The sequence below is a fragment of the Exiguobacterium sp. s140 genome, from assembly GCF_018617035.1.
GTDB lineage: Bacteria > Bacillota > Bacilli > Exiguobacteriales > Exiguobacteriaceae > Exiguobacterium > Exiguobacterium profundum.
The window spans coordinates 198,405-207,730 of the sequence record NZ_JACSJK010000005.1; the positions used below are offsets into that span (position 1 = coordinate 198,405).

Annotated in this window: 10 protein-coding genes, 1 rRNA gene and 1 riboswitch; of the genes, 1 reads left to right on the plus strand and 10 read right to left on the minus strand. The window is 50.0% G+C overall.

Annotated features, from left to right (window positions below; translation table 11 throughout):
• Positions 1–2: 2 nt before the first annotated feature.
• From purF to purE, 8 genes are read right to left on the minus strand one after another with little or no spacing between them, the layout of a single operon-like run.
• Positions 3–1,412: an amidophosphoribosyltransferase gene (gene purF, locus KNO61_RS15640; RefSeq protein ID WP_214873825.1), complete on the minus strand. Its 1,410-nt coding sequence runs from the start codon at positions 1,410–1,412 to the stop codon at positions 3–5.
• On the minus strand, positions 1,388–3,607 hold the full coding sequence (gene purL, locus KNO61_RS15645; RefSeq protein WP_214873827.1) for a phosphoribosylformylglycinamidine synthase subunit PurL: 2,220 nt from the start codon (positions 3,605–3,607) through the stop codon (positions 1,388–1,390). Before purL ends, purF begins: the two co-directional genes overlap by 25 nt.
• The gene (gene purQ / locus KNO61_RS15650; RefSeq protein ID WP_214873829.1) at positions 3,591–4,271 is read right to left on the minus strand and encodes a phosphoribosylformylglycinamidine synthase subunit PurQ; all 681 of its coding nucleotides are present in this window, start codon (positions 4,269–4,271) and stop codon (positions 3,591–3,593) included. The genes purL and purQ overlap by 17 nt, the downstream gene beginning before the upstream one ends.
• Positions 4,268–4,510: a phosphoribosylformylglycinamidine synthase subunit PurS gene (gene purS / locus KNO61_RS15655; RefSeq protein WP_047795907.1), complete on the minus strand. Its 243-nt coding sequence runs from the start codon at positions 4,508–4,510 to the stop codon at positions 4,268–4,270. Before purS ends, purQ begins: the two co-directional genes overlap by 4 nt.
• Complete coding sequence (gene purC, locus KNO61_RS15660) at positions 4,507–5,211, minus strand: phosphoribosylaminoimidazolesuccinocarboxamide synthase (protein WP_214812745.1); 705 nt, start codon at positions 5,209–5,211, stop codon at positions 4,507–4,509. The genes purS and purC overlap by 4 nt, the downstream gene beginning before the upstream one ends.
• 49 nt (positions 5,212–5,260) lie before the next feature.
• Positions 5,261–6,553 carry an adenylosuccinate lyase gene (purB, locus tag KNO61_RS15665; protein WP_015880706.1) on the minus strand — a complete coding sequence of 431 codons (1,293 nt, stop codon included), beginning with the start codon at positions 6,551–6,553 and terminating at the stop codon, positions 5,261–5,263.
• Positions 6,550–7,644 (minus strand): 5-(carboxyamino)imidazole ribonucleotide synthase, encoded by a 1,095-nt coding sequence (purK, locus tag KNO61_RS15670; protein ID WP_205728284.1) that lies wholly within the window; start codon positions 7,642–7,644, stop codon positions 6,550–6,552. Before purK ends, purB begins: the two co-directional genes overlap by 4 nt.
• Positions 7,644–8,132: a 5-(carboxyamino)imidazole ribonucleotide mutase gene (purE, locus tag KNO61_RS15675; protein WP_015880704.1), complete on the minus strand. Its 489-nt coding sequence runs from the start codon at positions 8,130–8,132 to the stop codon at positions 7,644–7,646. The genes purK and purE overlap by 1 nt, the downstream gene beginning before the upstream one ends.
• A gap of 68 nt (positions 8,133–8,200) precedes the next feature.
• Positions 8,201–8,302, minus strand: a riboswitch (purine riboswitch).
• A 146-nt stretch (positions 8,303–8,448) separates the two neighbouring features.
• Between purE and KNO61_RS15680 the strand changes: the two genes are divergently transcribed.
• Positions 8,449–8,919, plus strand: a complete 471-nt coding sequence (locus tag KNO61_RS15680) for an NUDIX hydrolase (RefSeq protein ID WP_214873832.1) — start codon at positions 8,449–8,451, stop codon at positions 8,917–8,919.
• Between the two features lie 42 nt (positions 8,920–8,961).
• Here the strand turns inward: KNO61_RS15680 and KNO61_RS15685 are convergent, their stop codons facing one another.
• Positions 8,962–9,153, minus strand: coding sequence for an NETI motif-containing protein (locus tag KNO61_RS15685; protein ID WP_015880702.1), 192 nt, complete (start codon positions 9,151–9,153; stop codon positions 8,962–8,964).
• Positions 9,154–9,240: 87 nt separating this feature from the next.
• Positions 9,241–9,326: ribosomal RNA gene (gene rrf / locus KNO61_RS15690) — 5S ribosomal RNA — on the minus strand; the annotation flags it as partial.

Consider the following 9,326-nt stretch of genomic DNA (forward strand, 5'->3'; position numbering starts at 1 on the left):
CCTTAAGCCTTTGTCTCTGTCACGAGTTCTGCAAGTTCAGTCGGATAAAGTCCCGTGAAGCATGCAGCACACTGCCCGCGTAGTGCTCCTTCGAATGGACGATCGATGGCTTCGACCGTTCCATCCAATGTGAGGAACGCTAGTGAATCGGCACCAATCTCTTCTCTGATTTCTTCAACGGATTTGGTTGCCGCAATTAACTCTTCCTTGGTCGATGTATCGATTCCGTAGTAACACGGATGTTTGATCGGTGGTGACGTGATGCGCACATGCACTTCCGTCGCGCCTGCCTCCCGGAGTAACGAAACGATTCGACGACTCGTCGTTCCTCGGACGATGGAATCATCGACCATGATGACGCGTTTCCCGTTTACGACACCGCGTAACGCTGATAACTTCATCTTCACGCCGCGCTCCCGTAATTCCTGGGACGGTTGAATGAACGTACGTCCGACGTAACGGTTTTTAATGAGTCCCATTTCGTATGGGATTCCGCTCGCCTCAGCGTAACCGATTGCCGCGGAAATACTTGAATCCGGCACACCTGTCACGACATCTGCTTCGACCGGTGCTTCTTCAAACATCTTTTTCCCCATGGCCTTACGTGCCGTATGCACGTTGATGCCATCGATGATGGAGTCCGGTCTTGAGAAGTAGATGTATTCCATCGAACACATGGCACGGACGGCCGCTTCACTGAATCGCTCTGACGTGATGCCTTCATTCGTGACCATGAGCAATTCTCCTGGCTCCACATCCCGTACGTACGTCGCCCCCACGACGTCAAACGCACACGTTTCTGAAGCGAACACGTAAGCCCCGTCTTCGGTTTGTCCGAGTGATAGTGGACGTAACCCATGCACGTCAACACCGACGTACAGTGCATCTTCCGTCAAGAATAGGAATGCGAATGCCCCGACGAGACGGGCCAAGCTGTCAGCGATCCGTTCTTTCAACGAATTGCCGCGACTCCGCTTGATGAGGTGGGCCACGACTTCCGTGTCGGACGTCGTCTGGAAAATCGCGCCTTCCGCTTCGAGCATATGTTTCAATTCGTTCGCATTCACAAGGTTTCCGTTATGCGCCATCGCCAAATCGCCAGTCAACGACTTGAAGTGGAGCGGTTGAACATTCTCTAACGTGTTGCCGCCAGCCGTCGAGTAGCGGACGTGCCCAATCGCATGGTTCCCGGTGAGTGCGTCGAGAGATGTTTCGTCAAACACTTCTGTGACGAGTCCGAGTCCACGTTTCGCGTGGAGACGCTCTCCGTCTGCCGTGACGATTCCCGTTCCTTCTTGGCCACGGTGTTGCAAGCTGTGAAGTCCGTAATAGGCTAGGTGTGACGCTTCGATGTGACCGAACACACCGAAGACGCCGCATTCCTCGTTCATGCCTCGGATGTCATATAACATGGAATAGCTCCTTCCCATACACGCTCTAACTCTTTCACGTCCATTTCAATCAAGCGGTCGCTTGCGCGAACGACAAGAGTCGATGCTTCTGTAACTGTCCCGATTGCTGTTCCGTTCGTCATGCTCGCGAATGACTCGGCATGTGCCTTGTCGACCGTCACGAGGAAACGTGACTGGGATTCACTAAATAGCGCCGTCACGAGATCTGTGTCAATCGTCACGTCCACGCCGAACCCTGTTCCAAAGACCAGTTCCGGTAACGCTGCCGCAAGACCACCCTCTGATACATCATGCGCCGCCGTGACAAGGCCTTCACGGATAGCGTGAAGCAACGCCTTTTGTGTCTGACGTTCTTCTTCAAGATTGAGTGTCGGTGCATGACCGCTCACTTTTCCGTCTTGCAACATTTGAAGGGCACTTCCGCCAAATTCTGCTTTTGTCTCACCGAGTAAGAAGACGACGTCTCCCGCTTGTTTCGCAAACGATGTCGTAATATGTTCTGGTTTTTCGATGAGTCCGACCATTCCAACGACCGGTGTCGGGTAGATGGCTTGTCCGTTCGATTCGTTATAAAGCGATACGTTCCCACCGATGACCGGCGTATCGAGCGTACGACACGCTTCTGCCATTCCTTCGACGGCTTGATCGAGCTGCCAGAACCCTTCCGGTTTATCCGGGCTCCCGAAATTGAGGCAGTCCGTCAAAGCGAGTGGTTCTGCACCACTTGCGACGATGTTTCGCGCCGCCTCCGCGACAGCGATGGCTCCACCGACACGTGGGTCGAGATAGACATATTTTGCGTTGCAGTCCGTCGTCATCGCGAGCGACTTCTCCGTCTCACGAATGCGAATGACCGCGGCATCACTACCCGGTACGACGACTGTCGACGTTTGTACCATATGGTCATATTGCTCATACACCCAACGTTTCGAGGCGATGCTCGGCATCGCAAGGACATCTTTCCATGTCGCCATCACGTCTTCGACGATCGGTGTGACCGGCTCCATCGCTTGGAAAGCTTCATAATATGCTGGAACTTTAGACGGTTTATGATAGACAGGAGCGTCTTCGGCGAGTGCGTCGACCGGTACTTCGGCCGCGACTTCCCCTTGATGAACGAGACGAAGTACTTTTTCTTCAATGACTTCCCCAACTTTGACTGCATGAAGTCCCCACTTCGTGACGATTGCTTCGATTTCGTCTTCATGTCCAGCTTTGACGACGAGAAGCATCCGCTCTTGCGATTCCGAAAGCATCATCTCGTAAGGTGTCATGCCTGTCTCACGTTGTGGGACGAGGTCTAGGTTCATCTCGATTCCCATCCCTGCTTTTGATGCCATCTCTGCTGACGATGACGTCAATCCGGCTGCGCCCATGTCTTGAATCCCGACAAGCGCAGGATGTTTGATGACTTCGAGACACGCTTCGATCAAAAGTTTCTCCATGAACGGGTCCCCGACTTGGACGGCCGGACGTTTCTCGTCCGCGTCTTCTCCGAGTTCTTCAGAAGCGAACGTGGCACCATGGATTCCATCACGCCCTGTCGTCGCTCCGACGTACATGACCGAGTTTCCGACACCTTCTGCGATTCCTTTTTGAATGTCTTCATGACGGATGAAGCCGACGCACATCGCGTTGACGAGCGGGTTTCCTGAGTAAGCCGGGTCAAAAGCGACTTCCCCACCGACAGTCGGGATGCCAACGCAGTTCCCGTATCCAGCGATGCCGGATACGACATGACCGAATAAATGTTTCACACGTGATTCGTTCAAATCTCCGAAACGGAGTGAGTTCAATAAAGCGATCGGACGGGCGCCCATCGAGAAGATGTCACGGATGATTCCACCCACCCCAGTCGCTGCTCCTTGATAAGGCTCAATCGCGGACGGATGGTTATGACTCTCGATTTTGAAGGCGACGGCTTGTCCGTCTCCGATGTCGACGATTCCAGCCCCTTCTCCTGGTCCTTGTAAGACGTGCTTGCCGGTTGTCGGAAACTTCCGGAGCACCGGTTTCGAGTTTTTGTACGAACAGTGTTCAGACCACATGACCGAGAAGAGACCGATTTCTGTATAATTCGGTTCCCGGCCAAGCAGTGAGACGACGAGCGCGTATTCGTCGTCCGATAATCCCATCGTGGCATAGATCCGTTCATCACGGATTTGTGTAGCTGTCGGTTCAGTTGTAAGTAACATGTCGTGCCCTCCATTTTACGATTGACGTGAATAACCGTTTACCGTCTTCCCCACCGAGCAACGCTTCGACCGCACGCTCCGGGTGTGGCATCATGCCGAGTACGTTCCCTTCCTCGTTCGTGATGCCGGCGATGTTTTCGACCGATCCGTTCGGGTTCTCTTTATAGGTGAACGCAATCTGGCCATTTGCCTTCAATGTCTCGAGTGTCGTCTCGTCACAGTAGTAGTTGCCCTCACCGTGTGCGATTGGCACGCGAATCGTTTCCTGTGCCGCGTACTCACTTGTGAACATCGTCTCGTTGTTTTCGACGACGAGGTCGACGGTCTTACACATGAATTTCAAATCGCGGTTTCGCATCAATACGCCTGGAAGGAGTCCCGCTTCGACGAGCACTTGGAATCCGTTACATACCCCGAGTACCGGGCGTCCTTCTTCCGCGAAACGTTTCACTTCAGCCATGATTGGTGAAAACTGGGCGATTGACCCGCAGCGCAAGTAGTCTCCGTATGAGAAACCACCTGGTAAGAGGACCCCATCGAATCCTTCAAGTGAGGTTTCCGTATGGAACACGTATTCCGCTTCTTCCCCGAGCACATCTTTTACCGCGTGGTACATGTCGAGGTCACAGTTTGATCCTGGAAAGACGATGACCGCAAACTTCATGCGAGTACCCCCATCTCGATTTCATAATTCTCAATGACCGTATTGACGAGTAACTTCTCACACATCTCTTTGACCATGTCTTCTGTCGTGTCGTCCGCTACTTGAAGCTCGATGACTTTCCCGATGCGCACCGATTCAACTCCAGCGAATCCGAGATGTTCGAGCCCGCCTTTTACGGCAACTCCTTGTGGGTCGAGTACACTTTCACGTAATGTCACATACACATTTACTTTTTTCATTGTCCGTTTCCCCCTATGCGTGTTAACAATTGTCCATACGTCTCAGTCAAAGAACCTAAATCGCGACGGAATACATCTTTATCAAGCTTTTGTTTCGTTTCTTTGTCCCAAAGGCGGCACGTATCCGGTGAGATTTCATCCGCCAAGATGATTGTCCCATCCACTTTTCCGAACTCTAGTTTGAAATCGATCACGTCGATCCCGTGTTGACTAAAGAAATCGAGCAAGACATCGTTTACCCAAAGCCCGAGTTGTCGCAATGTTTCGACTTCTTTGTGTGTGGCAACTTGCAATAATCGAATATGATCTTCTGTGAGGATTGGGTCTCCAAGCGCATCGTCTTTATAATAAAACTCGACAATCGGTGCGAGGAGCGGTGTTCCCTCTTCCCAACCGAGACGTTTCGCTAGACTACCGGCCGCGACGTTGCGGACGACCACCTCTAACGGGATAATGTCGACACGGCGGACCAACTGTTCTCGCTCTGAGATTCGTTTGATAAAGTGCGTCGGAATCTTGTTGTCATGCATCAATTCGAACAACTGGGTCGTGATGGCATTGTTTAAAATCCCCTTCCCATCAATCGACTCTTTCTTTTCTCCATTGAATGCTGTCGCATCGTCTTTATAGTACACACGAAGCACACCCGCTTCTTCTGTCTCAAATAACGCCTTCGCCTTGCCCTCATAAATTGCTTTCATCTGAACCGTTCCCCCTTAAAAGTGAGAGGGGCTTGTCGCCCCTCAACGATTACAAACCACAGCGTTCAAAAATCGTATCGACACGGCGTACGTGATAACGCGGGTCGAACAACTCATCGAGCTCTTCACTCGTAAAGAGTGCGCCCATCTCTTTGTCCTCTTCAATCAATGTACGGAACATCGTCTCTTCTTCCCATGCCTGCATCGCCTTCGGTTGAACCGCGTCGTATGCCGCTTCACGAGACCAACCCTTTTCGATGAGACCGAGTAAGATCCGTTGCGAGAAGATGATTCCGAACGTGCGGTCCATGTTGCGACGCATGTTGTCCGGGAAGACCGTCAAGTTCTTCACGATGTTACCGAAACGGTTCAACATGTAGTTGAGGAGAATCGTTGCATCCGGAATGATGATTCGTTCTGCTGATGAGTGCGAGATATCACGTTCATGCCAGAGTGGGACGTTCTCGTATGCTGTCATCATATGACCGCGAATGACGCGTGCAAGACCCGTCATATTTTCAGAACCGATTGGGTTACGTTTATGCGGCATCGCCGACGACCCTTTTTGTCCTTTCGCAAAGAACTCTTCCACTTCGCGTGTCTCTGTTTTTTGAAGTCCACGAATCTCCGTTGCCATCTTTTCAATCGATGTGGCAATCAATGCGAGTGTTGACATGTACTCGGCATGACGGTCACGTTGGAGAGTCTGTGTCGAAATCGGTGCAGCTTGGATACCGAGCTTGTCACAGACGTATGACTCGATGAACGGGTCGATATTCGCAAACGTCCCGACCGCTCCGCTCATCTTCCCGAATTCAATCGTTTCGCGAGCTGCCATGAAGCGTTTTTTGTTCCGTTTCATCTCTTCATACCAGAGGGCGAGCTTCAGACCGAACGTGGTCGGTTCCGCGTGAACGCCATGGGTACGTCCCATCATGATATCATACTTATGTGCCTTCGCTTTTTCTGCGAGAATACCGATGAAGCGATCTAAATCGGCTTCTAAAAGATCATTCGCCTGTTTGATTAAGTACGAGAGTGCCGTGTCGACGACATCCGTCGACGTCAATCCGTAATGTACCCACTTTTTCTCTTCTCCGAGTGTCTCGGAAACGGCACGAGTGAACGCAATCACATCATGACGTGTCTCTTGTTCAATCTCTAGAATGCGATCAACATCGAACGATGCCTTGTCCCAAAGAACTTGTACATCTTCTTTCGGGATGATACCGAGTTCACTCCAAGCCTCACAGGCATAAAGTTCAACTTTTAACCAAGCCTCGAATTTGTTCTGATCAGTCCAAATGTTTGCCATCTCTGGGCGGGTGTAGCGTGAAATCATAAAACGGTCTCCTTCCAAATTGCCAGTTGTTCGATGGTATGAAGCGCTTCTTCGACCGTGTCACCAAGGACGTTCAAATGTCCCATTTTGCGACCTGTCTTCGCTTCATCTTTTCCATACAGATGTAGTTTAACATTCGATGGCAATGCTTTGACATGAAGTCGTGGCATATGCTCGCCGAGAAGGTTGACCATGACGACAGGCGATGTCAATCTCGTCCGTCCGAGGCGCATCCCGGTCACGGCTCGAATGTGTTGTTCAAATTGTGAGGTTTCACAAGCGTCAATCGTGTAGTGCCCGGAGTTGTGCGGACGCGGCGCAAGCTCATTCACATATAGACGGCCATCCGCCATGACGAACAGCTCGACAGCGAGCGTTCCCATTAAGCCGATATGGTCTGCAAGCTGGAGAGCGAGGTGTCTTGCATCCTCTTGAATCTCATTTGATACGCGAGCCGGTACAATCGATAAATGTAGGATGTTGTTGTGATGAATGTTTTCACTGATTGGGAATGTCGACGTTTCGTCATACCCTCTCGTCACAATGACTGAAATTTCTTTTTCAAATGGCAACCAAGCTTCGGCGACATATTCCTGCTCGACAAAATGTTCAACGAATGTCTGAAGGTCATGTTCCGACCGAATGACCGTCTGCCCTTTCCCGTCATAGCCGAAACGACACGTTTTGATGACAAACGGCAAGCCGAGCTTCTCATATGCCTGCCGTACATCTCGAACCGTACGTACCGAAACATATGGAGCGACACGTAGTCCCGCTGATTCAATCATCTGTTTCTCTAAGATGCGATGTTGCGTCGCCTTCAACACGTCCATACCTTGTGGGCATTTTTCTTCGATGGCTGCAATCATTTCCGTATCGATGTTCTCAAATTCATACGTCACAACGTCTGAACGAGCAGCGAGTTCTTTTGCGGCATCGACATCATCAAATGAGGCAACAATTGAATCTGCCACTTGAGCAGTCGGTGCATTGGGGTTCGGGTCAAGACAAAGTGTCGTGTATCCCATTGCACTCGCACTGAGTGACATCATCCGTCCAAGTTGTCCTCCACCTAAAATTCCGATTCTCATCAGACCAACTCCTCCGTTCCTCGCATCGCCATCTCTTGTTTCTTCTCACGAAATGCATCCAGTCGATGTGTTATGTCTGTGGAGTGGATGCTGAGGATTTGAGCAGCCAATAATCCTGCATTCGTTGCTCCCGCCTTACCAATCGCAACAGTCGCTACTGGAACTCCTGCAGGCATCTGAACAATGGAGAGAAGCGAATCCATTCCATTGAGTGCTTTCGACTGAACCGGGACACCGATGACAGGAAGTGTCGTTTTCGCAGCGACCATTCCAGGAAGGTGGGCTGCCCCACCAGCACCCGCAATGATCACTTGGATGCCTCTGCCTCGTGCCTCTTCAGCATATTCGAACATAAGGTCTGGTGTACGGTGAGCGGATACGACTTGTTTTTCATATGGAATCTGCAACTCATCCAACACGTCACACGTATGTTTCATCGTCTCCCAATCAGATGAACTTCCCATGATTACTCCAACTGCTACGTTCATTCCCAATGTCCCCCTTACAAAAAGAAATCCCTAAACCGACAATCAGTTTAGGGTATAGGCATGACAAATACACGTCCGCTACACCCCATAGTCTGATCAGAATCGGTGATCAGGTAGAAACTTGCAAGCCATTTCCTTGCGATTATATGGAGCACTATTTATTTTTCTTATCTCACACGCCTATCGTACCTTGTTCTTTGAAAACATGTCAATAAACTGCGAACATTTTAATTGTCTGAATATTTATCGTTCGCTTTTTGGATGTTATCAGCACAATCTTCTCCGATAATGTATGCTATTGAAAAGGGGGAGTTCGATGAGTTACATATCGAGTCTTAGAGAAGTGATTGGCAACCGTCCGATCATCAGTGTGGGAGCGACCATTTTGGTCATCAATCAAAAGAAAGAGGTACTGATGCAACATAGATCCGATACGCTTGATTGGGGTTTACCAGGAGGGTCGATGGAACTCGGGGAAACATTGGAAGAAGTCGCAGCAAGAGAATTAAAAGAAGAAACTGGACTTTTCGCTGAGCAATTTGAATTCATTCAAGTCTTTTCCGGTCCAGATGGTTACTTCAAATATCCAAACGGAGACGAGACATACGGTGTCATTCATTTATACCAGGCGAAAGGAGTACATGGAGCGCTCGCCATGGAAGATGGGGAAAGTTTGACTCTTGAATACTTTAGTAAAGAGAATCTTCCTAAAAAGATAGAAAAACGGGCTCAAACTCTACTAGATGCCCTTGGAGATCGATGCTTTGAACGCGAGCATTCTTTTTGAGACATAAAAAAGCCGTCACGCAGATTGTGTGACGGCTTGGCATTAGGATTCTTTAGAGACGCATTCAAATAAAATCGATTGATGGGAATGGACAGGTTCATCTTTGGCTCCCGTTTGCTCAAAGACGGGCTTTTCAATACGGCGTATAGGACGATAACCCATTTCGTTGATTCGATCTAAACATTCACTGACCGTTTCATTTGGTTCGACATATACTTTGATCTTCTTAGCCATTGCTTCTTACGTCCTCTCTTCCACTAAGCTGAATCGATGATATGAAAAAACGGCGGCCCTTGAGCGAATGCTCCAGAACCACCGTTTGCCTGGCAACGTCCTATCCTCACAGGGGGAGATCCCCCAACTACTTTCGGCGCTGAGACGCTTAACTTCCGTGTTCGGCATGGGAA